This window comes from Nocardia uniformis NBRC 13702, from assembly GCF_001613345.1.
GTDB lineage: Bacteria > Actinomycetota > Actinomycetes > Mycobacteriales > Mycobacteriaceae > Nocardia > Nocardia uniformis.
This window is the reverse complement of record NZ_BDCE01000045.1, coordinates 149,275-174,496: the sequence shown is the minus strand read 5'-3', so window position 1 is coordinate 174,496 and position 25,222 is coordinate 149,275. Positions and strand designations below refer to the sequence as shown.

Below are 25,222 nucleotides of genomic sequence, written 5' to 3'. Positions count from 1 at the left end.
CCGCCACCAACCCCCACCACGCTCACGGAACGAACGGACCTCTTGCAGCAACCCCAGTAGGGTTCTTCGTTCGTCGTCGCTGGCCTTGTAAGTGTCACATAGCGCGTTGATCTGGAACGAGGTCAGGCGGGTGGATCGACCATCTTCGGTGCGGCCGATCGACTGGGGAGAGGTCTCCGCGGCTCTGGCGGCTTCTGCCTGCTGCATCCCGACGGCCATGCGAAGACGCCGCAGTTCCCGCCCTAATGCCCGCCGCGAGAGGGTGCTACCGGTAACGCTCATGTCGTTAGCCTCACTATTCAGTGACCCGGTTCTTGGAAGCCTTCAACTGGCCAAATCCAGTGCGCGGCAACCGTACAGAAAGTCTGGCACAAACCAGTCGAAATCGGGAGAGCGGAGATTCCAGTTCCCCCCGATCGGGCGTCTACTCGTTGGAGGACACCAGAATCTAGAGATACGGGAAGGGATCGAGCCAGTGACATACCCCGGTATCCCACCGACGAACCACCGCGCCGTACCAGTGATGACGGTCGGCTCCGCCCACCTGATCATGCAAGTCCACATCGAGTGCACGTCCTGTCCGGTGAAGCGCCAGGCGAAGCTACGGCTCGTGGAGGCCAAGGTGTTCGTACCCGCCGATGCCCCACACGTAGGGAGCTGAACCGTGATGAGCTACTCGAGCCACGATGTGCCCGGCTACCCGGTGGAGAATATCGAGCAGGCAAGGCGGGGAAGGTATCTGCACGACGAGTGCTCCGACGATTGCGACGCAAAACGGTATTACACGGCCCTGGTGCCACAGCTGGAACACCGATCAGGGCTACGGGGTCGCAACATCTGGACCGGCCAGCGCTGAAGAGGCTGGTGGCAAGGTTCTGCACGCAGCGCAAGTGGTGGAAGCGGAATCGGCCGCCGATCTCGCGCGTGATGACGCGCCCGCGAGTACTTCCTACAGAGCGACGGCGGCACCAACCGCGAAGACCTTGAACGCCATTGCTTCCGACGGTGCCGATGCCTCATCTGTGGACCGAAATAGATTCACTCCCAGGGATTTACGATCGTCAATCCGATGTCGGCGAAGTCTTTCACGTTCCGGGTGGCGAGGTCGCAGCCATTCGCGAGGCAGATTCCCGCGATCATGGCGTCGGCTTGCCCGGTGGGGCGGCCCATGGAACGCCGGTCGGCAATGATCCGGCTGTACGCGACCGCCGCCCGATCGTCGTAGGGGAGAATCTCGCCCGCGTGGGCGTCGAACAGGCGGTGCGCTACTTCGGCGAACCCATTGCGCCGCCGCCCCTCCGGCATTACCTGGATACCGGCCCAGATCTCACCGACCGTCACCGCCGTGATCGTGATGTCTCACCCGCCGAGTTCCATGCGACGACGCGGCGGTCGGGGATCGGCCGCATGATCTCCGACAAGACGATCGTGTCGGCGACGATCACAGGTCGATCACCCGCGCGGGCTCCTGCTCGGGGAGGTCGAGATCGGTGCCGTCGGGGAGTTCCCGCGTGGCGTCATAGAATTCGCGAAGGATGTTCGGTGGCCGCACGGAGTCGGAAAGGATCGCCCGTGCTTCGGCCTCCATGCTGCGACCGTGAGCGGCGGCGCGGCGGCGCAGACGCTCTTTCACCGTATCGTCCAAGCCACGAATCGTGATGCTGGCCATGCAATCAATGCTATCGCTGATCTCTGCCTCCGGGACTCGTCCCCGTTCGCCGGAGTCGTTCCCTGCGAGTTCCAGCGTGAGGCGCTCGAGATCAGTCGCCGCGGCTGCCTCGACGATCTTGCCGGTCGCAGTCGGACCGGTGAAGCTCGCCTTTCATGGCATCGGGCCTGTATCCGCTGCTCCAATTCCATCGGTGTGTCGGAGCCGAGGAATACCTTGTCGAGTCAGTCACCCTGCGCGGCAGTGTATTTCGCACCCAGATCACGAAAGCGGTCCATGGACTCGACCACATAACCCTTGTCGTTGGCGCGGAAGGCGAGCATAGGTACGTACTCGTCGTGGACGAGTTCCAGGCGGGCCCAGGCCTTCCGATCCTGGAACGACACCCCGCGGATGTCCTTCCACTGGAATTCGTTGTCGCCGAAGATATTGCGCACCACCACACCGCGCGGTCCGACCCGCACCCGGGGCCGCGTCAGCATCAGTACGCCGCCCGCCAGCAGGAGACCGATGCCGACCATCGCGATCTGATCGGCCAGACGGAATGTCACACCGGTCGAGCCGGTGCGCAGCAGAATACCGCCGACCAGGAAGAACACCGCCAATGCGGCAGCCACCAGGCGAGCGGTCACCACCGAACGGCGCGGGCGAACTTCCAGGTCCCATTCGGAATTACCGGTCACAGCAGTGGACTCCTCGCGCGGCGGCACAGCACCACCGCGCCTCCAGATCCGGACGACAGGCATTGGTCAGACGGTCTGCCGCAGGGCACGCAGGGTGAGCGCGGCGTCGAGGGCGGCGGCCGAGGCCTGTTCGCCCTTGTTCTCGACCGAGCCGGGCAGCCCGGACCGGTCCAGGGCCTGCTGTTCGGTGTTCACCGTCAGCACGCCATTGGTGACCGGGGTGCTCTCGTCGAGCGAGACCCGGGTCAGGCCGGAGGTCACCGCATCGCAGACGTACTCGAAATGCGGTGTCTCGCCCCGGATTACGACACCGAGAGCGACCACCGCGTCATGGGTGCGGGCCAGGGCCTGCGCCACCACCGGCAGTTCCATCGCACCCGCACAGCGCACCACCGTGATTTCCGCGGTCCCGGCGTCACGCGCGGTCTGCTCCGCGTGCGCGACCAGGGCATCACAGATCTCGGTGTGCCAGCGCGACGCGACAATGGCCAGCTTCAGGTCCTTGGCATCCGAAAGCTCGAATGTCGGAACCCCGGCTCCACTCAACGGTTCTCCACCTCTTCTGTATCGACGGTGTCTTCGAAAAGTCGGTGCTACTGCGCGGTTTCGCCGAGGTCCAGGTCGTCCAGGCCGACCAGGTCGTGACCCATGCGGTCCCGCTTGGTCCGCAGGTAGCGCAGGTTGTGCGCATTGGCCCGGACCGGCATGGCCACGCGCTCGGTAATGCTCAGACCGTAGCCCTCGAGCCCGGCGCGCTTGGTCGGATTATTGGTGAGCAGCCGCATGGTCTTGATACCCAGGTCGGCGAGAATCTGCGCGCCGGTGCCGTAATCGCGGGCATCGGCGGGCAGGCCCTGATCGAGATTGGCGTCGACGGTGTCGAGCTGCTTCTCGTCCTGGATCTGATAGGCCTGCAATTTGTGCATGAGGCCGATACCGCGGCCCTCGTGCCCGCGCATGTACAGCACCACACCGCGGCCCTCATCGGCGACGATCTTGATGGCGGCATCCAGCTGCGGGCCGCAGTCGCAGCGCAGCGAGCCGAACACATCGCCGGTGAGGCATTCGGAGTGCACGCGCACCAGCACGTCCTCGCCCTTGCCGTCGAGACCCGGGATATCGCCCATGACCAGGGCGACGTGCTCGGTCTGGTCGTATTCGCTCTTGTAGCCGATGGCCTTGAAATCGCCGTGCGCGGTGGGAATGCGAGCCTCGGCCACGCGCTCCACATGCTTCTCGTGGCGACGCCGCCAGGCGATCATATCGGCGATGGAGATGAGCGCCAGATCGTGCTCGTCGGCGAAGACGCGCAGCTCCTCGGTGCGCGCCATATCGCCTTCGTTCTTCTGGCTGACGATCTCGCAGATCACGCCCGCCGGGCTGAGTCCGGCCATCCGCGACAGGTCCACGGCGGCTTCGGTGTGGCCGGGGCGGCGCAGGACGCCACCCTCTTTCGCGCGCAACGGAACGACGTGACCCGGGCGGGTGAGGTCACCGGCGGTGGCCTTGCGATCGGCGAGCACGCGCATGGTGGCGGCGCGATCGGCGGCCGAAATACCGGTGCTGATGCCCTCGCGGGCATCCACGGACACGGTGTAGGCGGTGCCGTGCTTGTCCTGGTTGACCGCGTACATGGGCGGCAGGCCCAGACGGTCGCAGTCTTCGCCCGTGAGTGGGACACAGATGTAACCGGAGGTGTAGCGGATCATGAAGGCCACCAGTTCGGGGGTGGCTTTCTCCGCCGCGAAGATGAGGTCGCCCTCGTTCTCCCGGCCCTCGTCGTCGACAACGACGACCGCCTTACCGGCGGCAATGTCGGCGACTGCGCGCTCGATGGTGTCGAACCTGGTCACGTCTGCTGTGCTCCATCTCGATTTGGGTGCCTCATAACAGTAAGGCAGCCAGGGTGTCCGATTTGCGCCGACTCTCTCGGCGCCGTCGAGCTCAGCCGCGCTGAACCAGTCGTTCGACGTATTTGGCGATGATGTCCACCTCGAGATTGACGGTGGTTCCGGCGGGGGCGGTACCGAGGGTGGTGAGTTCGCGTGTGGTCGGGATGAGCGACACCTCGAGCCAGTCGGTATTGCCGTCGGCGGCGGGCGCGTCGGAAACGCCGATACCGGAGACGGTCAGCGAGATGCCGTCGATGGTGATGGAGCCCTTCTCCACGACATAGCGGGCCAGGCTGTCGGGCAATGAGATTCGCACGACTTCCCAGTTTTCCTGCGGATCGCGGGCGAGGATGGTGCCGGTCCCGTCGACATGCCCCTGCACGATGTGGCCGCCGAGGCGGCTGTTCACGGCGGCGGCGCGTTCCAGGTTCACCCGGGAGCCGACACCGAGTCCGCCGATACTGGAGCGGTTCAGCGTTTCACCCATGACGTCGACGGTGAAGGTCTGCCCCTCGACGACCTTGTCGACGACGGTCAGGCAGACGCCGTTCACCGCGATCGAATCGCCGTGTCCGGCATCGGAGGTCACCACCGGACCACGCACCGTCAGGCGGGCCGCGTCGGCCAACTCCTCGATGGCCACGATCTCGCCGAGTTCCTCGACGATGCCTGTGAACATGCCGTACCTCTCCTGTCGCCCGATACCCGCGTGCCGGGATCACTCGCTTGCGCCAACAGCCCAGGCCGTCGGCTGATTCCCGGCGGGCGGTGTGTCACCACTCAGCCTAACGACGCCCGGTCGTAGGCGACACGCGGCCTTGTTCACAGGAGCGTTCGGTACCGGAAGCTGGGGAAGTAGGGATAAAGAAAACCGACCGAAAGGGAATTGGGTCGATTACCCAACAGCGTCAATTGAAATACGGGGATTTCCCGTCTGGACGAATTGTCCACCGGACATTAATCGGACGTAACTACCCAATTCGCGACTCGCTTACACCAGAATCTTGCGCATCCACAAAAATGGACGCAAGATTGTTATGCAGCTGATTCCTACAGTTCAACTTCCAGCGAGCAGTTCAGCGCAGAACCGTCCCATCACCCCGGCCAGTCCGGCCGTCGGTGCTCATCGCAGCAAGCCAGACCGAAGGAAGGTTGGACCCCGCGCGGGTCGGATCCAGGTGGACAACAACACAATTGGGAGTGCGGCGTGACTACGTTCCTCGATACGACACTCGAACTTCGCTGCGTACGATACCGCCGCGACTTTCACCTGCCGGCGTCGATCGATCCCTCGTCACGACACATCCTGCTCGAAATCGGTGACCGCTACGGTGCCGTGACCATGCCCGCCGAACTGGGCGAACGCGTACAGCAGCGATTGACGCAAGCCGATCTCGCCGGACCCGTCGTAGACCACCCCCGCGCGCGGCGCTGGACATTCATTACCGGACCCGCCCGCCCGGACACCGTCACCACGGCCGTCTCCGCCGCGCTGTTTCGGCTCTACGCCACCGTCGCGTGCTCGGGTGTACAGGTGGTGCTCCCGTCCGCCGAGGACGAACGCACCGGGTACCGCACCTGGATCCAGCCGCCGGAGACCGCGAATGCGGTACCGCCGCTGGAAGCCGTGATCGAAGCGCTCCTCGGGCGCTGACGACCCGGGCGCTGACGACCGCCTACTCGGCCGTCGCCTCCACCGCGATGACCTTCTGACGCAGGGTCTCGACCGTGGCGGCGGGGTCGGAGGTCCCGTACACCGCGGAACCGGCGACGAAGCAATCCACGCCCGCCTCAGCGGCCTGTTCGATGGTGTCCATATTGATGCCGCCGTCGATCTCCACCACCAGGCGCAATTCACCGGCGTCCACCAGATTGCGGACGGTGCGGGCCTTTTCGAGTACGTGGCCGATGAAGGACTGGCCGCCGAAACCGGGCTCGACACTCATGACCAGCAGCGTGTCGAATTCCTTGAGGATCTCGAGGTAGGGCTCGATCGGGGTATTGGGCTTGACCGACAGTCCGGCCTTCGCGCCCGCCGCCCGGATATCGCGTGCCACCGCGATCGGGTCATCGGTGGTTTCGGCATGGAAGGTGACGTTGTACGCGCCCGCCTCCGCATAACCCGGCGCCCAGCGCTCCGGATTCTCGATCATCAGATGGCAGTCGACCGGGATGTCGGTCACCTTCAGGATGCTCTGCACCACCGGCAGGCCGAGGGTGAGGTTCGGCACGAAGTGATTGTCCATCACATCGACGTGTACCCAGTCCGAGCCCTCGATCGCCTTCAACTCGGCGGCGAGATTCGCGAAATCAGCGGAGAGGATGGACGGAGCGATCATCGGCGCGGGCCGGTGGAAAGGAGTCGCGGGGGTGCACACACGCGGGAGTCTATCGGCACCGCCGCCACGACTTCGGCGGGGCCGAACACGCCGATTGAGCTGATTGCGAAGCCTGCGAATGGGTAGCCTCTTACAGGTGATCAACATTTCGGCGGAAAAAGGGCTGCGCGCGACCCCGGTTGAGATCGGCGTCGCCGCTTCGGTCTCCCAGTTGCCCATAGTGCGCGGACTTGCCGAAACACTGGTGCTGCTCAGCGAATTCACCCTCGACGAGGTGGCCGATATCCGGCTGGCCGTGGACGAGGCGGCGTCCACCCTCATCGCGCTCGCCAAACCCGACACCACACTGCAGTGCCGGTTCACCGTCGGTGAGACCGAATTGCTGGTGCAGGTGAGTGGTGTGGCCGCGACCGAGGGCATGCCGGATCAGCGCAGCTTCGGATGGCATGTGCTGCGCACGCTCTCGGACGAGGTGAAGGCGACACAGGGCGATTACGACCCGACGAGCGCCGGTTACCCGACGACGGTGGAGTTCCGGCGGGTCCGGGGGAAGGCGTAGTGATCGGCGAGGATACCGTGTTCGGATCTCAGGAATCATCTCAACCCGATTCGCCCGAGGAACGGGTGGTCTCCGGTACCGGCAGCACCACCGCGGACGCCGCGACAACCGATACCACCGCGCCGACCGAGCCCGAAACCGAGGAAACCACCGAGGAACTCGACCCCGATGAGGCCGAGGAGGTGGTGCGCAGCGTCTCCGGATACGACGATGTGGGGAAGCTGTTCGAACAACTCTCCGCCACGCCGACCGAGTCGCCGCGCCGGGCGGTCCTGCGCGCCGAGCTGATTCAGCGGTGTATTCCGCTGGCCGATCACATCGCCCGCAAATTCAGCGGGCGCGGTGAACCTTTCGACGATCTCACCCAGGTGGCGCGCGTCGGTCTGGTGCACGCGGTCGACCGCTTCGATATCACGCGCGGTTCCAATTTCCTGTCCTTCGCCGTGCCAACGATTATGGGTGAGGTCCGCCGCTACTTCCGCGACAACACCTGGGCCATGAGAGTTCCGCGGCGGGTCAAGGAAACCCATCTGCGGATCGGCTCCGCCATCGACGCCCTCTCGCAGAAGTTGGGCCGCTCCCCCACAGCCAAGGAGATCGCCGCCGAACTCGGTATCGATCCCGATGAGGTGACCCAGGCCGTCATTGCCGGAAACGCCTACCAGCCCAGCTCCATCGACGCCGTATCGGTGGGCCGCGATACCGAGGCCTCCCTGCTGGACACCCTCGGTGAAGAGGAAACGCAATTCGATCGGGTGGAGGAGTACGTCGCCATCCGGCCACTGCTGGCCGGGCTGCCCGAACGCGAACGCCGCATTCTGACCATGCGTTTCTTCGAGTCGATGACGCAGACCCAGATCGCCCAGCAGATGGGTATCTCACAGATGCACGTCTCGCGTATTCTCGCGAAAACCCTTGCCCGCCTGCGAGAACAGTCCGCGCGCGAGTAGTTCGGACGGCCGGATAATCGATTCGGACTAGCCGCGGGTGTACGAGCGGTGGGAGAATCAGCGCCGTCCGTGCAACCACAGGCGGGACCGTGAGCGATCACACCGACCGAAGCCTTATCGACGCCATCGACCAGTTGGTGGACGAACAGCTGGCCGAGGGTGAACCGTGCGGCGGCTACGACTACGGCGATCCGACTTTCCCGCGCTGCCCCAACCCCTGGTGCGGCGAGGACTGGCACGGATTGCCGATTACCGCCCGCATGGCCGAAATGCGTTGGCACCGCGAACTGGATCCCGAATACCGCTACCACGACGACGAATCCATGGTGCTGTGCCCCGGCTCCGCCTACGACGGCGAATTCACCGCACCGCACCTACGCACCCGCCGCCGCCTCACCGGCCCCCAACCGCAGTGGTGGTGCTGCTTCCAAGCCACCGACCTCGATATCGACATCGACGGCCGCGACGCGGAATCCGCCCCGAACCAGGTCCGCGTCAATGGCGAAGTGATCTTCCTGGCACCCGATATCGACGGCACCACCCTCCATATCCGCTACGACCCCGTACCCGGAACCAATGGATCCCGAAGAACCCACTGGATCGCTCTGCGGGCACTCGAGTCACCACGCTCGGGTGTGTGGGTGAACTGGCGACCAGACCACCCCGACACCGACTGACACCGCACCCCTGGCCGCCACCCCTGGTGCACACTGGAGACCATGGGTCGCACCGTGGACGAATTCCTCGCCGACAAGAAACCCGGACCCGCCGAACTATTCCGGGAGTTCCGCGATCGCGTCCTGATCCTCGGTCCGCTCGACGAACGCGTCCACGCCACCGAGGTCGCCTGGGCCCGCACGCGTGTATTCGCTACGGCCTTTATCGTCGCTGCCCGCCTCGAGGTGGCCGTCGACCTCCTCCGCCCCGCAGCCCACCCGCGCCTGGTCGATGCTTTCCCCACCACCAAGACCGTTGTCACCCACCGCCTCAGCTTCACCACGGCCGACCAGATCGACGAGAGCGTCGACGCCCTACTCGTCGAGGCATACGAAACGGTCGGCCCCGGAACCAGGAACCGCCGATGACTGCACGGCTGCTCCTGCGAGCGCTGGAATCACCCGGCGATCTGGCACTACCACCATTGCCCGGCGAAGTTCGCGTTCTGCTCGAAGAACTCGACGCGCCGCCTCGGCTGGCCGCCCATCTGCGGCTGGTTCACGATGCCGCGCGGCAAATCGTCGTATGGGTCGAGCGGGACTGCCCTACCGTCGAATTCGACCGCGACGCCGTGATTTTCGGAGCGGCCACCCATGACGTCGGCAAGATCGTGCATATCGAAGAACTGTCCGGACCGGGCAGCGCGCACGAACAGGCCGGTTACGAACTACTGCTGAAACTCGGGGTCGAGGAGAGACTGGCACGTTTCGCTCGCACCCATGCCGCATGGGGTGGGCCGGAGATCGGGCTGGCGGATCTGCTCGTCAGTGTTGCGGACAAGGTATGGAAGGGGAAGCGGGTCACCGAACTCGAACAGCTGCTGATCGAACGGCTCGCCGCCGATACCGGGCAGCAGCCGTGGCAGGTGTTCTCGGTACTGGATCAGGAGCTCGATCGCATTGCGGCCGACGCCGATCGCAGATTGGCCTTCCAGGCAGCGTTTCCGGTGCACGGATCCTGATTCGGCCAGGGTCGGGCCAGCGGACGTTGGGAGCTGCGCCCGTGGGTGCGATCGCTTCCCGCCGACAGGTTGACGATCTGGACGGCCACGCCGCCGGGCTCGCCACCGCAGCGAGATCATTGTCGGCCGCGGAGGTAAGCACATTCTCATCGTCGACCCGGCGGACGTTCCGCCCGAATAGTTCGAGCTCTGCCGATAGGTCGGCCGGGCTGAGCGTGGTGCCGAAAGTACCGCACGTTTCATGGCGAACCGCCCCGTCGCCCGGGCGCGCTCCTCGGCCGGGATCCACACTCTGTGGCACGCACTTTCGGGTGTGGATTCCGGCCACAAGCACGCCGGAATGACGAGGGGTGTTACGCGTAGACCTTCTGACCAGGCGCTCAGAGACGTCAGCAGCTCCTGGGTCAGGGTTTGCGCAGGGCCGCCACGAACATGGCGTCGGTGCCGTGGCGGTGCGGCCACAGTTGGGCGGCCGGGCCGTCGCCGGTGTCGGGGACGCCGGGGAGGAGGTCGCGGGTGTCGAGTTGGACGGCTCCGGTGCGGCGGACCATATCGGCGACCACCGAGACGGTTTCGGCGAGGTGCGGGGAGCAGGTCGAGTAGATGACCACGCCGCCCGGGCGGACCAGATCCCATGCGGCGGCGAGCAATTCGCGCTGGAGTTTGACCAGGTCGCCCACGTCGGAGGGGCGGCGGCGCCAGCGGGCCTCCGGGCGGCGACGCAGGGCGCCGAGGCCGGTGCAGGGTGCGTCGACGAGGATGCGGTCGTAGCCGGGGTTCAGGCCGGAGTCGCGGCCGTCGGTGACGTGAACAGTGACCGGTAAACCCTTGGTGGACTGGCGAACCAGGTCGGCACGATGTTCGGCGGGTTCGACGGCGTCGACATGGCAGCCGTCGATACCGGCGATCGCGCCGAGCAGTGCGGCCTTACCGCCGGGTCCGGCACACATATCCAGCCAACGGCCGTCGTCGGGCCCCTCCAGGGGTGCGCGGGTGACAGCGAGGGCCACCAGCTGGCTGCCCTCGTCCTGCACGGACGCCATCCCCTCGCGGACGGGTTCGAGCTTGCCCGGATCACCACCGTCGAGGTACACCGCGTACGGCGACCAGCGGCCTTCCTCGCCGCCGGTGACCAAAGCCAGTTCCTCGGCGGAGATTTCGCCGGGACGCGCCACCAGATGCACCAGTGGACGAGCGTCATCGGCGGCCAGCACGTCGCGCAGTTCCCCGGCGCGGGCGCCGAGTGAATCCGCGAAAGCCTGTGCGATCCAGTTCGGGTGCGCGAATTCGAAGGCCAGCTGGCCGAGCGGATCCTTGGGCGCGAGAGCCGCCACCCACTCCTCGACCGTTTTCTCCGACGCCCGCCGCAGCACGGCATTGACGAAACCGCCCTTGCCGATATCGAATTCGGCGCGCGCCAACGCGACGGAGGTATCCACCGCCGCGTGCGCGCCGATCCGTGTGCGCAGCAGCTGATAGACGCCCAACCGCAGAATATCCAGCAGCGGCCCGTCGATCTCGGCCACCGGACGCCCGGCGCACGAGGCGATCACGGCATCGAGCAGTCCCTGCGATCGGCACGCGCCATAGGTCAACTCGGTCGCGAGAGCCGCGTCCCGACCACTGATCCGCCGCTCCCGCAACATGCCCGGCAGCACAAGATTCGCGTACGCGTCGCGCTCCCGCACGGCCCGCAGCACATCCCGCGCCACCACCCGCACCGGATCGGTCCCGTCGGCACTCTTACCCGAAGGGCCGCTCTTACCCGAAGGACGCTGTCCGCGTGCACCTTCCGACCGCACGCCACCGACCTTGGCCTTACCACCGTCGCGCGCGGAGGAACCACTCGCCGCGCCCGCGGGCTTGCCAGCGCGGGGCCCGGACGCACCACTCCCCGCACGGGACGGCTTGCTGTCCCGGGAATCGGACGTATCTCCTCCCGCACGGGCAGGCTTGCCGCCACGGGAACCGGGGGCACCGCCGACCGCACGGGCAGGCTTGTCATCGCGAGGTCCTGACCCACCACTCGCCACACGAGGAGGCCTGCCCGCACGCGATGCCGCAGTCAGCTCGCTGTCACGCCCGGAGTTCCGAGCGGACGAACCTGTGGGCTTCCCGTCGCGAGGCGCGGCCGTCCGCCCGCGCGACGAAGCCGCCGCATCGGGAGCCCCCGCCTCGCGACGGGGACCGCCCGTTCGCCCGGTGGAGCCTCCCGCAGCACCGCGCGACCGACCGCCCTCGTCGTACTCTCTTCCGCTACCGCGGTTTCCGGCGCTGTCATCGCGCCCACGTGCACGATTGCCGCTGCCAGCGTTCTCGTCGCGCCCACGTTCGCCGCCGCGTTTTCCGGGACCCTCGCCGCGAACCCAACCACCGTTCGCGGTGCTCCGCTGCGCCCCACCACTACGCGAGTTTCCGGGTGCCCCACCACTGCGCGCATTCCCGGGTGCGCCACCACCGCGAGCCTCACCACCGGCGCGCTCGCCGCGCGGGGCGGACTTACCGCCTCCGCCGGTGCGATTGCCGCCGGCGCCGCCACCGGTGCGTCGCTCACCACCGGTGGCCCGCTGTCCCCCATCGGGCCGTGTCACGCGACCACCGCGCCCGGCTGCAGGCGCGCGCCGCGCGCCCAGTCCAATGCGTTCATCATCTTCTTACCTTGTGGCTGAACCTGATTCAGCCGCACCGCCGTGGTGGCGGTACCGATGAAGACACCGGACTTCCGGACCTCGATGCTGCGTTCGGGCAAAATTTCCTCCACCATGTCGACGGGGCCGAGCTTGAGGCGCTTGCCATCGGCTTCAGTCCAGGCGCCGGGGGCGGGAGTGACCGCGCGAATGCGGCGGGAAATCGCGAGAGCGGGCTCCTCCCAACGAATATGACCGGCTTCGGATTCCACCTTGGGTGCGTAGGAGATGCCGTCGAGCGATTGCGGTACGGCGTGCACGCTGCCGTCCTCGATCCCGTCGAGGGTGGACTCCAGCAGGTGCGCACCACTGTGCGACAACCGTTCCAGCAGTTCACCCGCGGTGTCGGTGACCCGGACCTTCTCGGTCACCGTGCCGAAGACCGGTCCGGTATCGAGACCCGCCTCGATCTGGAAGGTGGACGCACCGGTGATCTCGTCACCGGCGAGAATCGCCGACTGCACCGGGGCCGCGCCACGCCATGCGGGCAGCAGCGAGAAATGCAGGTTGATCCACCCGTGCCGCGGGATATCGAGCACCCGCTGCGGCAGCAGTGCGCCATAGGCCACCACCGGACAGCAGTCGGGCGCCAATTCCTCCAGCTGCGCGATGAATTCGGGTTCCGACGGGCGGCGCGGGGTCAGCACCGGAATCCCGTGCTCATCGGCCAATACGCCGATGGGTGACCGGGAGACCTTGCGACCGCGCCCCGCGACGGCATCCGGCCGGGTGACCACCGCGACCACCTCGTGGCGCGAGGATTCGATGAGTCGCCGCAGCGACGGCACGGCGGGTTCGGGTGTGCCCGCGAAGACGAGACGCATCAGCGACCACTCTCCTGCGCACCGGCGCGCTTGCGAGCGCCGAGCTGGGAGGCGGGCATGAGCGTGACCCCCGCGGCGAACCACGAGGATTCACGAATCATGCGCATCGCTTCCTTCCGCGCGGCCGGATCCAGGCGCTGCAGGAACAGCACCCCGTCCAAATGATCGGTCTCGTGCTGCACACACCGCGCCAGCAGACCCTCGGCACGGAACTCCACTGGGGCACCGTCCATATCGACGCCACGAGCCAGCACGACGAGCGGCCGGGTGACATCGTCGCGGACACCCGGGATGGATAGGCAGCCCTCCGGTCCGGTTTGCGTTTCCTCGCCGATGACCTCGAAGGTCGGATTGATCAGATGCCCGGCGGCATCCCCGGTGTCGTAGACGAACACCCGCAGCCCCACCCCGATCTGCGGAGCGGCGATTCCCACGCCCCCGCTTTCGTACATCGTGTCGGTGAGGTCGGTGACCAGCTGGCGCACCTGCTGGTCGAACGTCTCCACCTCTGCCGCGCGGGCGCGCAGAATCGGGTCGCCGAACAGGCGGACTGACTGGATGGTCACGGGCGGCTCCCGGTAGCGGATGAATTCACGGTCGTCTCATTTTACGGATGCCGCGGACCGCCCTGATCAGGAATGCGCCGCCAAGATCACCTCGGTAACACCGGTACCGAGCGCGACCGACTCGCAGACCGGTGTCCGAGCACGCTGCGGATCGAGCGTATTCAGCAGCAACTGGTGCACCAAAGGTTCGTAAACCTGATGGAAATGCCCGGTCAGGTTATCCGAGCACGCATCTTGGATCACCAGATTCGTCGCACCGGAACCGCGCAGGGCCATGTTCTCGAACGGTTGGATCATCTCATCCACCCGACTGGAGATGGTGGTGTATCGCACACCGGGCACGGTGTCCCCGCCGGCATTGAGCGCCTGAATGTAGGGCGAACCCGCCGCCTGCTGCACCGCCGCGACGGAGGTGCCGAATTCGAACAGGGTGTAGAGCGCCGGCATATATTTCGCCACCGGCACGATTCCGTACATGATGCCGCCGTAGCTGGGTGAGGCCAATCCGACCCAGTGCCCGACCTTCGGCGCACCGCCGAGTTTGTTCACGTAATAGCGGGTGACATTGGCACCCTGGGAGAATCCGACCAGATCGACCTGCTGCGCGCCGGTCGCGGTCAGTACCCGGTCGACGAATGCACCGAACTGGGCGGAGCTGGCATAGATGTCCTCGGTGCCGTAGGTGTCGGCTCCGGGCGCGCCGCCGTAGTTCGGCGCGAAGACACAGAATCCGGCGCGGGCCAGCATCGGGGAGACGGCCGCCCAATCCGAGTAGGCGGAGGAGTCGGTGCCGTGCGCCAACACCACCGGGCGCGGACGCTCAGCGCTGGGTGTGCAGCCGAAATCATTCGCACCCTGGGGCGCGGCATCGGGATGATCCTTCAGGTACTTGCTGGCACCCAGGTGATCGTCCTGTACCGGCCCCTGTGCGACCGGGACGACCACCCCACCGCTCACGACCGGTTGCGCTGTGGCGGTCGCCGATTCGATCGGCATCATGGCCGAACCCACGACGACCGCCCACGCAATTACCCCCGCCGCGGCGATCGTGCGCCGCCGGCTCCTCCGCTGTCCCGCGCGCCAACCACGCCCGGGGCCCATTTGTGACATGCCACAATCTTCCCTCGCGCGCGGCCGAAACACACATTGGCCGAGGGTGTTTCGCTGCCATCACTTTTCGGGTGTGTCGTCCTCGGCGAGAATCCGGTAGAGCGCCTTCCGGGCCTCGGTGAGCACCTCGGCCGCCTTCGCCGCCTGCGCCGGGGTACCGACCGCCGCGACCTGGGCGACAGCGCCCATCAGCTGCCCGACCAGACCGCGCAGATCGAGCGCTTGATCGCCGACACCGTCCTTGACGTCCTGCCACGGATCGCCGAGGTCGGCGCGGTTCTCCTCGATATAGGCGGTTCCGGATTCGGTGAGCTTGGCGGTCTTACGACCGGCCACCTTCTCGATAATGACCAGGCCCTCGTCCTCGAGCTGCGACAGCGCGGGGTAGATGGAGCCCGGGCTGGGACGCCAGACGTCCTCGCTGCGCTCGCGGATCTGCTGGATCAGCTCGTAGCCGTGCATGGGTCGTTCCTGCAGCAGCAGGAGGATCGCCGCACGCACGTCGCCGCGCCTACCGCGACCACCGCGACCGCGCCCCCGCCCGAAGGGGCCCGGCCCGAAACCGGGGCCGAAGCCACCCGGGCCGAATCCGCCCTGTCCGAATTCCGGACCGAAACCGCGGCCGTGACCGTGGTCGTGACCGTGCGGACCGCGGCGCATACGGGGATGTTCGGGTCCGCTGTTCTCTTCGCGTCGTGCTCGACGCCAGGGCCCGCGGGCGCCCTTGTTCATGTTCTCCATGTTTCCCATGGTGGTGCCTCCTTCAAGGCTTGTCGTTACTTTGACTGATATCGACGATATATCGGCAATCTATCCATGACAAGTGTGGGGGCCGACACGAACCAGCCAGTCGTTACGTGAGGCGGCGCTGAATAACGGCGGCGAGCGCGTCCGGGCGCTCGGATGTCGGGACCGGGTCGACGAGCTCGAAGGAGCAGCCGAGAGCAGTGGCGCCACCGTCGGCCTCGCGGCTGTCGCCGACCATGAGAGCGCGGTCGGAGGCGATACCGAGCCGGTCCAGCGCATCCCGGAAGATGAGCGGATTCGGTTTCATGGCACCGACTTCGAAGGACAGCGTGAAGGCTGTGACGTAGCGATCCCAGCCGCGATGGGCGAACGCGGGACGGATATCGAAGGCGATATTGCTGACCACCGCTACCGCAATACCGTTGGCGTGCAAGGTTTTCAATACCGCGCCGGTATCCGGATACGGGGTCCAGGCATCCGCGTCGATGAGCCGCTCGTACAGGCGCGCCGCGGATTGCGGGGGCACCCCGGAGGCGCGCAATACTTCCAGGTAGGCGCGACGATGCAGGGCCGGATCCAAATCGCGGTTGTCCCAGGCAAATTGGCCCTCGGCATCGAATCGCACGAACTGACCGACAGGCGCGGTCATCCGCTGCATGATCTCGGTGACCTCATGGGCGTCGAAGGTGCGGCCATTGCCATCGGCCAACTCCAATGCCCGGAATTCAGATTCCTCGAGCCGGAACAGAGTGCCCGAGAAGTCGAACAGAACCGCCTCGATCGCCATACCGGCCAGACTACCAACGCGGCGTTTCCACCCGACCCCCTCACTGCCGCACCCCACAGCTTGTCTGAGGAGTTTGCTACCGTGGGCCGCATGTCCGACAGTGTCCTGCTCCACGCCGACCGCGTCGACTTCGTCCGCGACGGCAGCCAGATTCTGCGGTCGGTGACGCTGACCGTGCGTTCCGGTGAGCACTGGGCGCTGCTCGGCCCCAACGGCGCGGGCAAAACCACCCTGCTGCGGATGCTCGGCGCGTTCGAACACCCCACCCGGGGCAGTATGGAGGTCCTCGGCCATCGCCTCGGCCGCGTCGATATGCGCGCACTGCGCACCGCCATCGGCCATGTCGATCCACGGCACACCCCACACTCGTCGCTCACCGTGCGCGAGGTCGCGCTGACCGGTCTCACCAATACCGCGGACCTGATCCCCCGATGGACACCGACCGCCGCGAACCTCACCGAGGCCGACCGCCTCATCGACCTGATGGGTCTGGCCCATCGCCGAAATGCCCAGTGGCCCATTCTTTCCCAGGGTGAACGGGGCCGCACCCTGATCGCCCGCGCTCTCATGCCCAGCCCCCCGCCTGCTACTGCTGGACGAACCCGCCACGGGTCTCGACCTCGCCGGGCGCGAACACCTCCTGGAGCGCATCGATCGCCTGCGACACACCCACCCCGATCTGGCCTCGGTCCTGGTAACCCACCATCTGGAGGAGCTCCCGCCGAGCACCACCCACGCAATGCTGTTGCGCGGCGGCCGAACCCTAGCAGCCGGTCCCGTCGACGAGGTCCTCACCACCGACCTGATCTCCGCCTGCTTCGACTACCCGGTCCGCATTACCCGCACCGAGCGGCGCTGGAGCGTCCGCCCGGCCCAGCCGACCAACGCCTGATGCGCCATATCTCCACCGCCCCTGGTGGAACGAGTCCTCGAACTCATCGGCCCACCGGCGAGCGGTTCAGGCGGCCGGTGAGTCGATCCAGCGCTCCAGTCGGCGGCCCTCGACCGCCATCAGCTCCGGATCATGGAAAGTATTGGTGAGCAGCGAGATTCCCTGATACGCGGACAGCAGGGCGACGGCCAGTTCGCGGGCGTCGGCTCGGCCCATTGCCACGAATTGCCGTTCGATCCAGTCGATGAGGACGCGCATGACTGGCCTGGGCCGAGCAGGTGCGCGCCGAGCGGATCGTCAGCGCGCCCTTCGGTGACGTGGGCGTGCCGTTCATCGATCCGGAGGATATTGCGGCCGTCGCCGCGGCCGTCTTACGCGCAGACGGCCATGCGGGCCGCACCTATGTCCTGAACGGTCCAGTGCCGGAAACTCCACGCGAGCGGGCGGGGATACTGGGCGAACTCCTCGGCGAGCCAGTGCGATTCGTGGAGCAGACCGCAGATGAGGCACGGGCCCAGATGCTGACCAACATGTCACCGGACGCGGTGGAAACAACGCTCGCCATTCTCGGCGACCCGACCGCGGAGGAATTGCGGATCAGTCCCGACGTCGAGCAGATACTGGGTCGCGCACCCCGCCCCTTCGCCGCCTGGGCACAGCGCCACATCGCCGCGTTCCGCTGAGCCGCTTTCCGCCAAATATTCTGCGGCGGCCCGGTTCCGCCGATTATCGCTGGCGATCAGCCGATATCGATGGGGTCGATCTGGACGCGGAGCGGGCCGTCGGAGCGGTGGGTGCTGCGGACGGCCTGGGCGGCGGCCAAGGCGCGGGCGAGGGCCGCACCCTGGCCGCGGTCCACGCGCAGGATCATGCGTTCGACCTCGGCGGGGGTGTCGCCGGAGACGGGTTTGCGGGCACCGAAGGGCAACGGGACGGGACCGAGGACTTCCACCTCTTCGGGAAGCTTTGCCTCGCTGAGTAATTCGGCGATGGTGTCGGTGGTGCCGTCGATGGCGGCCAGGCGGACCGCCGGCGGGAAGCGCACCTCGGTGCGGGCGGAGAGTTCGAAGTGGGCGTGGCCCACCGGATCCCAGCGCAGCAGCGCCTGCACGGTGGGGATCGTCGGTTCGGCCATGACGATTACCTGGCCGCTGGGGCGCACCAGGGCGGCGGCGGTCATCCAGCGGCGCAGGGCGTCCTCGGCGGCCCGCAGGTCGGCGCGGCCGAGCAGGGCCCAACCGTCGAGGAGTAGTGCCACGCCGTAGCCGCCGGGGACCGTCGGTTCGGCGCCGATGGTCGACACCACCACCTGGGGGCCCTCGGGCACCGAACTCAGTACGGTCCCACCGCCGGAACCGCGAATCGGTACGCCCGGAAACGCTCGGCCCAATTCCTCGGCGGTGCGGACCGCACCGATCACCACCGCCCGTAACGCGCGCGAGCCACAGGCTTGGCAGCGGAACGCCGCCTCGACAATGCCGCACCAGCGACAGCTCGGGCTGTGCGCGACCTCACCACTCGAACTGCGCACCGCGCCAGCAGGTCCGGCCGCAGAACCCACCTTGGAACCGCCGCGTGTCGCGACGGATACGGCACCGGTGCCGTCCTCCGGCAAAGCCAATGGTCCATTGCAGTGCCGACACCGCGCGGGGGTGCGGCATTTCGCACAGGAGAGGGCCGGGATGTAGCCGCGGCGCGGCACCTGAACCAATACCGGGGCCCCCGCGGCGAGCGCCCGCTGGGCCGCCAGGAAGGCGACGCCGGGGATGCGGACGGCGCGGGCGAGCGGATCGCGTTCCATCGCCATATCGGTATCTCCGGGCGCGACGATATGCGGCGTGCACTCGCGCAGGGCGGCCCGATCGGCCAGCAGATCGTGCGCCCAACCGGATTCGACTATTGCCTGCGCCTCGGCGGTGCGCGCGAAGCCGCCGACGACGAAGGCCGCACCGGTCTCGTGTGCGCGCAGCATGGCCACCTCGCGTGCGTGCGAGTACGGCGAGCGCGGTTCCGCGTAGGTGTCGTCGCCGTCATCCCAGATGGCAATCAACCCCAGATTCTGGGCGGGCGCGAAAACCGTGCTGCGAGTGCCGACCACCACGCGCGCGCTCCCCCGCAATACCGCCAACCACCGCCGATAGCGGGCGGCCGGACCCAACCCCGCGGCGAGCCCCACTGCCGACTCCCCCACCAGCGCGGTACATTCCGCGATGACGCGATCGAGATCGCGCTGATCCGGAACAATGAGGACGGCCGACCGACCGCTCCGCACCGTCGCCGCCGCCAACTCCGCTAGCCGCCGCGCCCAGTCCTCCCCCGGCAGCGCCTGCCACGCCGCGCGCGGCCCACGGCCACGCACGAGCGCGGTCAAGAATGAGACACCGTGTACGTATCGTCCCCACGCGGTGGCAGCGGCCGGATCGACCACGGGCTCAGTCGGATTCGGCGCTGCGGATGAAACAGCGCGCGGCTCTGCCGCATCCGTGGACGACGACGCGATTCGCCCCGCCGCACGGTCTCGACTTCCAGCGGCCCTAGGACCATAGGAGGCCGCTGGGGCTAACGCTTCCTTCGAATGCGGAGACTCACACCCCTCCGGCGCGGCCCGCCCCGCCGCGTCGACCGAATCTGTCGAAGTGAACTGGGCCGCAGGCGAATCGACGGCGGCGGAGCTGGTCGGCACTACCCGGTCATCGGGCACGGATTCGGTGACGTCGGCTCGGGGTGATATCGACGCACCACCGGCAACAACCTCAGTGGCCGGTTGACCCGACGCCGACGCATCACCCGCCACACCCTCGGTGACCGACCGGCTCGACATCGATTCATCGTCCACCACACCCTCGGTGGCGGACCGGCTCGACATCGGTGGTTCGCCTGCCGCGACTACGGTGGCTGCCTGGCTCGATGTCGGTGCGTCGCCCGCAGCCTCGGTGGCGATGTCGGCCGAGTCGGCGGTCACCTGAAGTTTGTCGACCTTCTTGCGGCGCGGCGACTTTCGTTCGCCGCCAATGCCTTCAGCCTCGGTCCGGGCATGGCGGGGAGGGATGGCGAGACGGAGTACATCCGCTCGCGTACCCGCGTAGCGGGAGGCGACGGCATTCACCAGGCGCAGGATTTCCGGGGTGAGTACTCGTTCACCGGAGACCACACGCTCCAGGGACATGAGTTTGCCGGTGTGATCGGTCTTTTCGAGGCGTTCGAGGAGGAAGCCGTCGATCAGGCGGCCGGAGAAGCGAATTCGTACACGCACACCGGGTTGGGCGATGTCGTCCATCTCGGCGGGAACGAGATAGTCGAAATCCCGATCCAGATGTGCCGGTTCCAGCAGCGGGAGCACCCGCGCGATGGGGCGCCCCGCTGTATGGACTGCGGCGAGAGCGGGGTCCTCAATGGCCCGCCCGTCTCCCACCGCCACCCTCAACGGACAGCCTTGCGGCTGGCCCACCCGCATTCCGGCCGCCGCCTCCGGGCCCGTCGCTCCCGCCGCTGGTCCGGTGCTTGCCAATTAGAGTCCGGCGGCGGCGCGCAGCTTCTCGGCACGATCGGTGCGCTCCCACGGCAGGTCCACGTCGGTACGGCCGAAGTGGCCGTAGGCGGAGGTGGGCCCGTAGATGGGGCGCAGCAGGTCCAGGTCGCGAATGATCGCGCCGGGACGCAGGTCGAAGACCTCGCCGATGGCTTCGGAGATCTTGATCGGGTCGATCTTCTCGGTGCCGAAGGTCTCGACGAACAGACCGACGGGGGCGGCCTTGCCGATGGCGTAGGCGACCTGCACCTCGACGCGCTCGGCCAGACCGGCGGCGACGACATTCTTGGCGACCCAGCGCATGGCGTAGGCGGCCGAGCGGTCGACCTTCGACGGATCCTTACCGGAGAAGGCGCCACCACCGTGGCGGGCCATACCGCCGTAGGTGTCGACAATGATCTTGCGACCGGTCAGGCCCGCGTCACCCATGGGGCCACCGAGCACGAATTTGCCGGTCGGGTTGACCAGCAGGCGCACATTGGAGACGTCCAGGGGGTTCGGCAGGCTCAGTTCGGCCAGTACCGCGTCGACGACCTTCTCGCGAATATCCGGGGCGAGCAGATTGTCGAGATCGATATCGGCGGCGTGCTGCGTGGAGATGACCACGGTGTCGAGGCGGACCGGGATATCACCGTCGTATTCGATGGTGACCTGGGTCTTGCCGTCGGGCCGCAGGTACGGCAGCACACCGGACTTGCGCACCTCGGTGAGGCGACGCGAGAGCTTGTGGGCGAGCGAGATCGGCAGCGGCATGAGCTCAGGGGTCTCGGTGGTGGCGTAGCCGAACATCAGACCCTGGTCGCCCGCGCCCTGCCGGGCGATGGCGTCGTCCTCGCCGCCGACGCGCGCCTCGTGCGAGGTGTCCACGCCCTGGGCGATATCGGCCGACTGCGCGCCGATCGCGATATTCACGCCGCAGGACGCGCCATCGAATCCCTTTGCGGAGGAGTCGTATCCGATCTCCAGGAGCTTCTCGCGCACGATGGTCGGGATATCGACGTAGGCCGACGTGGTGACCTCACCGGCGACATGCACCTGGCCGGTGGTGACCATGGTCTCGACCGCGACCCGGCTGCGCGGGTCCGCCGCGAGCAATGCGTCGAGGATGGAATCGCTGATGGCATCACAGATCTTGTCCGGATGACCCTCGGTCACGGACTCACTGGTGAATAGGCGGCTGCCAGACGTGCGCACAGTTCTTCCCTCTCCCTCAACGGGTTTCTCGTATCGGCTTGCGACAGTAGCGGGCTCCCCCGACTGCACAACCCTTTGTCTCAGACTATTCCAAAGCATCCGGCATCGGGCCACGACCGGATGCCCAGCACGCCGCGCGCTGGTGACGAATCAGTACCGACCCAGACAGCGGCCTGTCAAGCAGCCCGATGTCCCACCGGCGAGGCGGCGGCGCGGCAGCGTCCGCCGATCAGCGCAGCAGGGGCCCGAGAGCGTCCAATACCCGACTTGCCAGCAGTGCCTTGGACCCGTGGTCCAGGGCGATCTCGGTGCCGTCGGCGCCGAGCAGCCAACCGTCGTTATTGTCCACCTCGAAGGCCTTGCCCTCACCGACGGCATTGACCACCAGCAGGTCGCAGCCCTTGCGGGCCAGCTTGGATCTCGCGTGGCTGAGCACATCGCCGTGCTCGTCCCCGGTCTCGGCGGCGAAGCCGACGATCGCGGTTCCCGGCAACTGCCCGTCACGACGGGACTGCACCAGACCGGCGAGGATATCGGTGGTTTTGGCGAGTTCGATCGAATTCGGTTCGCCCGCACCCTTTTTGATTTTCGCCGCCGCCACGTTCACCGGCCGGAAATCCGCCACCGCAGCCGCCATGATCACCGCGTCCGCACCGAGCGAATGCTTGTCGACAGCCGTCTTCAACTGCTCGGCGGTGGTGATATTGACGACGTCGACGGCGGCCGGAGCCGGCATGCCGATGGTGTTGCCCGCGATGAGCGTCACCTGCGCACCACGCTGCGCCGCCACCCGAGCCAGCGCGTAACCCTGTTTGCCGGAGCTGCGGTTGCCCAGGAAGCGCACCGGATCCAGGGGCTCGCGGGTGCCGCCCGCGGAAATCACGATGCGGCGGCCCTCGAGGTCGCGCGGAATGGCGTCGGGACGTTCCTGCAGCAGCGCGGCGAGGGCGTAGATCTCCTCCGGCTCGGGCAGTCGACCGGCACCGGTATCGGCACCGGTCAGACGGCCGTGCGCGGGTTCCATCACGATCGCGCCGTGCGCCCGCAGGGTCGCGACATTCGCCTGGGTGGCCGGGTGCTCCCACATCTCGGTGTGCATGGCCGGGGCGAACAGCACGGGACATCGTGCGGTCAACAGGGTGGCGGTGAGAAGATCGTCGGCGCGTCCCTGCGCGGCCCGCGCCATCAGGTCGGCGGTGGCGGGAGCGACGACGATGAGGTCGGCCTCCTGGCCTATCCGCACATGCGGCACCTCGGGCACGTCGGCGAAGACACCGGTATTGACCGGGTTGCCGGACAGCGCCTCGAAGGTGGCCTTACCGATGAACCGCAGTGCGGCCTCGGTGGGAATGACTCGCACCTCGTGCCCGGTTTCGGTGAACCGGCGCACGAGGGCGCAACTCTTGTAGGCGGCGATGCCGCCGCCGACTCCGACAACGATCCGGGTCACCGCACGCCCCGGACCTCGGTCGCGCTGTATCGCACAGCATCGTCTGCGCGAGTCCGCGCGATGGGAGTGGTCACTGTGCCTCCAGCGCCGTCGTTGTCATGCTTCGAGCTACTCGGTCCTACTCGCCTTCGGAATGCTCGAGCAGATCGGCGTGGATCTCGCGCATGGCCACCGACAGCGGCTTCTCCTGCAGACCCGGCTCGACCAGCGGGCCGACGTACTCCAGGATGCCGTCGCCGAGCTGGTTGTAGTAGTCGTTGATCTGCCGCGCCCGCTTGGCCGCGTAGATAACCAGCGCGTACTTGGACGAGGTGCGCTCCAGCAGTTCGTCGATCGGCGGGTTGGTGAGGCCGATCGGAGTGTCGTAGGTGGGGGCGGCCTGCATGTCCGTACTCACTAGGGAGGCTCCTGCGGGGTTGTCGTTCGGGTGGGCGACCGGCTCACAAGACCGAAGATAGCTGCCGATGGAACTGCCGACAGAGCTGTCTATAGGGCCGACGAGCCGGGGTTCGAGGCAGACCTCGAATTTGTGCTAACGAACAAGGATACCAACCGCTCGCAGGCGGCTGTCACCTCGTCGTTCACTATGACGATGTCGAACTCGTCACAGGCCGCCAGCTCGGTCTTCGCGGTCTGCAGTCGCCGCTCGATCACCTCGGGCGATTCGGTACCCCGAGAGGTGAGCCGGGATACCAACTCGTCCCAGCTCGGCGGTGCCAGGAAGACCAGGGTGGCCTCCGGCATCGTCGTGCGGATCGAGCGGGCCCCTTCGAGGTCCACCTCGATCAAAACCGGTTTACCGGCGGTGATTGCCTCCCGCACCGGCGCGGCCGGGGTACCCGACCGTTGTAGACCGCCGTGGATATCGGCCCATTCGAGAAGTTCGTTCGCCTCGATCATCGAGTCGAATTGTTCCCGGGTAACGAACCGATAGTCACGACCGTCGACCTCGCCGGGCCGGGGGGCCCGGGTGGTGGCCGACACACTGAATACCAATTCCGGCAACCGTTCGCGCAAACAGCGCACGACGGTCGACTTTCCTACGGCCGAGGGGCCAACCAGAACTACCAGGCGACCCTTCCGAGTGTGTGCGACCACCCTCGGATTATTCGGCGCTGAAGTCGAACCGGGCCAGCAGCGCCTTGCGCTGCCGATCACCCAGTCCACGCAGTCGGCGAGTGGGAGCGATCTCCAGTTCGCTCATGATCTCGGCCGCCTTGACCTTGCCAACCTTCGGCAGGGCCTCGAGCAGGGCCGAAACCTTCATCTTGCCGAGGACTTCGTCCTTCTCGGCGTCGGCGAGGACCGTCTTCAGGTCGGTACCGCCACGCTTCAAGCGCTCCTTCAGCTCCGCCCGAATGCGCCGGGCGGCAGCCGCCTTCTCCAAAGCAGCGGCGCGCTGCTCGTCAGTCAGCTGGGGAAGGGCCACGGATCCTCCGTCTCATCGTTCATTGCATGTTCTCCCACCGGGTGAACCCGGTGGTCTCAGCGACCGTACCCACGACGCCTGGCGATTGCGAACCCACCCCCCAGGTCAGCGCGTGATTCCGGGCACGACCAGGACCGGCGTGCATCCCCGCGGGGTGCCTCCGGGTGGCCGTGAGCAGACATCTGGCGAAATCCCGAACTGCCTTGCAGCCTGGGCTTTTTCGGATTTTCGGCAGGC

The 25,222-nt window shown here is 66.9% G+C and carries 29 protein-coding genes and 1 pseudogene; 9 read left to right on the top strand and 21 right to left on the bottom strand.

Features of this window, described 5'->3' with window-relative positions:
• The coding region (locus NU1_RS40310; RefSeq protein ID WP_157552254.1) for a helix-turn-helix domain-containing protein at window positions 1–282 on the bottom strand (282 nt) is incomplete at its 3' end.
• A gap of 385 nt (window positions 283–667) precedes the next feature.
• Here NU1_RS40310 and NU1_RS41415 point away from each other — a divergent pair.
• A complete protein-coding gene (locus NU1_RS41415) occupies window positions 668–856 on the top strand; it encodes a hypothetical protein (RefSeq protein WP_157552252.1) in 189 nt (62 codons plus the stop codon).
• 182 nt (window positions 857–1,038) lie between these two features.
• Here NU1_RS41415 and NU1_RS14815 read toward each other — a convergent pair whose 3' ends face one another.
• The 6 genes from NU1_RS14815 to NU1_RS14790 all read right to left on the bottom strand — a co-directional run bounded on the left by NU1_RS14815 (window position 1,039) and on the right by NU1_RS14790 (window position 4,923).
• Complete coding sequence (locus NU1_RS14815; RefSeq protein ID WP_371859792.1) at window positions 1,039–1,350, bottom strand: PIN domain-containing protein; 312 nt, start codon at window positions 1,348–1,350, stop codon at window positions 1,039–1,041.
• A gap of 91 nt (window positions 1,351–1,441) precedes the next feature.
• Window positions 1,442–1,669 carry a FitA-like ribbon-helix-helix domain-containing protein gene (locus tag NU1_RS14810; protein ID WP_067521690.1) on the bottom strand — a complete coding sequence of 76 codons (228 nt, stop codon included), beginning with the start codon at window positions 1,667–1,669 and terminating at the stop codon, window positions 1,442–1,444.
• A 224-nt stretch (window positions 1,670–1,893) separates the two neighbouring features.
• Window positions 1,894–2,352: a PH domain-containing protein gene (locus NU1_RS14805; RefSeq protein ID WP_067521758.1), complete on the bottom strand. Its 459-nt coding sequence runs from the start codon at window positions 2,350–2,352 to the stop codon at window positions 1,894–1,896.
• Window positions 2,353–2,418: 66 nt separating this feature from the next.
• Window positions 2,419–2,898 (bottom strand): 6,7-dimethyl-8-ribityllumazine synthase, encoded by a 480-nt coding sequence (ribH, locus tag NU1_RS14800; protein WP_067521688.1) that lies wholly within the window; start codon window positions 2,896–2,898, stop codon window positions 2,419–2,421.
• A gap of 47 nt (window positions 2,899–2,945) precedes the next feature.
• A complete protein-coding gene (locus NU1_RS14795) occupies window positions 2,946–4,205 on the bottom strand; it encodes a bifunctional 3,4-dihydroxy-2-butanone-4-phosphate synthase/GTP cyclohydrolase II (protein WP_067521683.1) in 1,260 nt (419 codons plus the stop codon).
• 91 nt (window positions 4,206–4,296) lie between these two features.
• Complete coding sequence (locus tag NU1_RS14790) at window positions 4,297–4,923, bottom strand: riboflavin synthase (RefSeq protein WP_067521681.1); 627 nt, start codon at window positions 4,921–4,923, stop codon at window positions 4,297–4,299.
• 528 nt (window positions 4,924–5,451) lie between these two features.
• On the opposite strand from NU1_RS14790, the gene NU1_RS14785 reads away from it, so the two are divergent.
• Window positions 5,452–5,898, top strand: coding sequence for a hypothetical protein (locus NU1_RS14785; RefSeq protein WP_067521676.1), 447 nt, complete (start codon window positions 5,452–5,454; stop codon window positions 5,896–5,898).
• Window positions 5,899–5,920: 22 nt separating this feature from the next.
• On the opposite strand, the gene rpe is transcribed toward NU1_RS14785, so the two are convergent.
• Complete coding sequence (rpe, locus tag NU1_RS14780) at window positions 5,921–6,583, bottom strand: ribulose-phosphate 3-epimerase (protein ID WP_067521674.1); 663 nt, start codon at window positions 6,581–6,583, stop codon at window positions 5,921–5,923.
• 136 nt (window positions 6,584–6,719) lie between these two features.
• Between rpe and NU1_RS14775 the strand changes: the two genes are divergently transcribed.
• The 5 genes from NU1_RS14775 to NU1_RS14755 all read left to right on the top strand — a co-directional run bounded on the left by NU1_RS14775 (window position 6,720) and on the right by NU1_RS14755 (window position 9,770).
• Window positions 6,720–7,142: an ATP-binding protein gene (locus NU1_RS14775; protein ID WP_067521756.1), complete on the top strand. Its 423-nt coding sequence runs from the start codon at window positions 6,720–6,722 to the stop codon at window positions 7,140–7,142.
• Between the two features lie 182 nt (window positions 7,143–7,324).
• Window positions 7,325–8,092 carry a SigB/SigF/SigG family RNA polymerase sigma factor gene (locus NU1_RS14770; protein ID WP_067521754.1) on the top strand — a complete coding sequence of 256 codons (768 nt, stop codon included), beginning with the start codon at window positions 7,325–7,327 and terminating at the stop codon, window positions 8,090–8,092.
• An 89-nt stretch (window positions 8,093–8,181) separates the two neighbouring features.
• Complete coding sequence (locus NU1_RS14765; RefSeq protein WP_067521672.1) at window positions 8,182–8,769, top strand: hypothetical protein; 588 nt, start codon at window positions 8,182–8,184, stop codon at window positions 8,767–8,769.
• Window positions 8,770–8,811: 42 nt separating this feature from the next.
• Entirely contained in the window at window positions 8,812–9,177 is a 366-nt protein-coding gene (locus NU1_RS14760; protein WP_067521671.1) for a DUF5655 domain-containing protein, read from the top strand.
• Window positions 9,174–9,770, top strand: a complete 597-nt coding sequence (locus tag NU1_RS14755) for an HD domain-containing protein (RefSeq protein ID WP_067521669.1) — start codon at window positions 9,174–9,176, stop codon at window positions 9,768–9,770. Before NU1_RS14760 ends, NU1_RS14755 begins: the two co-directional genes overlap by 4 nt.
• A 404-nt stretch (window positions 9,771–10,174) precedes the next feature.
• Here NU1_RS14755 and NU1_RS14750 read toward each other — a convergent pair whose 3' ends face one another.
• The 6 genes from NU1_RS14750 to NU1_RS14725 form a co-directional block, all read right to left on the bottom strand.
• Window positions 10,175–11,572 carry an RsmB/NOP family class I SAM-dependent RNA methyltransferase gene (locus NU1_RS14750; protein WP_067521668.1) on the bottom strand — a complete coding sequence of 466 codons (1,398 nt, stop codon included), beginning with the start codon at window positions 11,570–11,572 and terminating at the stop codon, window positions 10,175–10,177.
• 785 nt (window positions 11,573–12,357) lie between these two features.
• Window positions 12,358–13,281, bottom strand: a complete 924-nt coding sequence (gene fmt / locus NU1_RS14745; RefSeq protein ID WP_067521665.1) for a methionyl-tRNA formyltransferase — start codon at window positions 13,279–13,281, stop codon at window positions 12,358–12,360.
• A complete protein-coding gene (gene def / locus NU1_RS14740) occupies window positions 13,281–13,847 on the bottom strand; it encodes a peptide deformylase (protein WP_067521663.1) in 567 nt (188 codons plus the stop codon). The genes fmt and def overlap by 1 nt, the downstream gene beginning before the upstream one ends.
• A 66-nt stretch (window positions 13,848–13,913) precedes the next feature.
• Complete coding sequence (locus NU1_RS14735) at window positions 13,914–14,846, bottom strand: esterase/lipase family protein (RefSeq protein ID WP_067521753.1); 933 nt, start codon at window positions 14,844–14,846, stop codon at window positions 13,914–13,916.
• A gap of 171 nt (window positions 14,847–15,017) precedes the next feature.
• Window positions 15,018–15,698, bottom strand: coding sequence for a PadR family transcriptional regulator (locus NU1_RS14730; RefSeq protein ID WP_067521662.1), 681 nt, complete (start codon window positions 15,696–15,698; stop codon window positions 15,018–15,020).
• A 112-nt stretch (window positions 15,699–15,810) separates the two neighbouring features.
• A complete protein-coding gene (locus NU1_RS14725) occupies window positions 15,811–16,491 on the bottom strand; it encodes an HAD family hydrolase (RefSeq protein ID WP_067521660.1) in 681 nt (226 codons plus the stop codon).
• Window positions 16,492–16,581: 90 nt separating this feature from the next.
• Here NU1_RS14725 and NU1_RS14720 point away from each other — a divergent pair.
• Window positions 16,582–17,383: pseudogene (locus NU1_RS14720) on the top strand (ABC transporter ATP-binding protein).
• Window positions 17,384–17,449: 66 nt separating this feature from the next.
• Here the strand turns inward: NU1_RS14720 and NU1_RS14715 are convergent.
• Entirely contained in the window at window positions 17,450–17,641 is a 192-nt protein-coding gene (locus tag NU1_RS14715; RefSeq protein ID WP_245720128.1) for a hypothetical protein, read from the bottom strand.
• 20 nt (window positions 17,642–17,661) lie between these two features.
• On the opposite strand from NU1_RS14715, the gene NU1_RS14710 reads away from it, so the two are divergent.
• Window positions 17,662–18,066 carry a Rossmann-fold NAD(P)-binding domain-containing protein gene (locus NU1_RS14710; protein WP_067521658.1) on the top strand — a complete coding sequence of 135 codons (405 nt, stop codon included), beginning with the start codon at window positions 17,662–17,664 and terminating at the stop codon, window positions 18,064–18,066.
• A gap of 56 nt (window positions 18,067–18,122) precedes the next feature.
• Here NU1_RS14710 and NU1_RS43235 read toward each other — a convergent pair whose 3' ends face one another.
• The 6 genes from NU1_RS43235 to mihF all read right to left on the bottom strand — a co-directional run bounded on the left by NU1_RS43235 (window position 18,123) and on the right by mihF (window position 24,985).
• Window positions 18,123–20,795 carry a primosomal protein N' gene (locus NU1_RS43235; RefSeq protein ID WP_245720127.1) on the bottom strand — a complete coding sequence of 891 codons (2,673 nt, stop codon included), beginning with the start codon at window positions 20,793–20,795 and terminating at the stop codon, window positions 18,123–18,125.
• A 96-nt stretch (window positions 20,796–20,891) separates the two neighbouring features.
• Window positions 20,892–22,106, bottom strand: coding sequence for a methionine adenosyltransferase (gene metK, locus NU1_RS14700; RefSeq protein ID WP_084521360.1), 1,215 nt, complete (start codon window positions 22,104–22,106; stop codon window positions 20,892–20,894).
• A 229-nt stretch (window positions 22,107–22,335) separates the two neighbouring features.
• Complete coding sequence (coaBC, locus tag NU1_RS14695; RefSeq protein WP_067521656.1) at window positions 22,336–23,586, bottom strand: bifunctional phosphopantothenoylcysteine decarboxylase/phosphopantothenate--cysteine ligase CoaBC; 1,251 nt, start codon at window positions 23,584–23,586, stop codon at window positions 22,336–22,338.
• 88 nt (window positions 23,587–23,674) lie between these two features.
• Window positions 23,675–23,941 carry a DNA-directed RNA polymerase subunit omega gene (rpoZ, locus tag NU1_RS14690; RefSeq protein WP_067521654.1) on the bottom strand — a complete coding sequence of 89 codons (267 nt, stop codon included), beginning with the start codon at window positions 23,939–23,941 and terminating at the stop codon, window positions 23,675–23,677.
• Between the two features lie 101 nt (window positions 23,942–24,042).
• Window positions 24,043–24,654 (bottom strand): guanylate kinase, encoded by a 612-nt coding sequence (gene gmk / locus NU1_RS14685; RefSeq protein ID WP_067521653.1) that lies wholly within the window; start codon window positions 24,652–24,654, stop codon window positions 24,043–24,045.
• 7 nt (window positions 24,655–24,661) lie between these two features.
• The gene (gene mihF, locus NU1_RS14680) at window positions 24,662–24,985 is read right to left on the bottom strand and encodes an integration host factor, actinobacterial type (RefSeq protein WP_067521651.1); all 324 of its coding nucleotides are present in this window, start codon (window positions 24,983–24,985) and stop codon (window positions 24,662–24,664) included.
• Between the last annotated feature and the right edge of the window lie 237 nt (window positions 24,986–25,222).